This is a genomic window from Clostridium pacaense (genome assembly GCF_020709765.2).
In the GTDB taxonomy this organism is placed as follows: domain Bacteria; phylum Bacillota; class Clostridia; order Lachnospirales; family Lachnospiraceae; genus Enterocloster; species Enterocloster hominis.
Genome location: NZ_JAJFEB020000088.1, coordinates 1 through 341 on the forward strand (window position 1 = coordinate 1; position 341 = coordinate 341).

Genomic DNA, 341 nt, shown 5'->3' on the forward strand with positions numbered 1-341 from the left:
ATGCGCCTTTAGCTCAGTTGGTAGAGCAGTAGACTCTTAATCTATTTGTCCAGGGTTCGAGTCCCTGAAGGCGCACTTAAAAGGTCTGATTTTGCAGATATCGGAAGCTGCGGGGTCGGACTTTTTTGTGGCATGGAAGCGGCACAGGACGGAACGGGATTTGAAAGAATCTGAAAAATAAATTTTTTCTTAAAATATTCTTGACATTTTCTATGCATGGATATATAATAGTGGACGTGTCACTTAAAGAAACAAAATAAACATATGCGCCTTTAGCTCAGTTGGTAGAGCAGTAGACTCTTAATCTATTTGTCCAGGGTTCGAGTCCCTGAAGGCGCACT

At 41.9% G+C, this 341-nt stretch carries 2 tRNA genes; both read left to right on the top strand.

The features are described from left to right. Positions 1-2 precede the first annotated feature (2 nt). Positions 3-75, top strand: a tRNA-Lys gene (locus LK536_RS58590). A 191-nt stretch (positions 76-266) separates the two neighbouring features. Beyond that, positions 267-339 (top strand) — tRNA-Lys (locus LK536_RS58595). Positions 340-341: the final 2 nt, after the last annotated feature.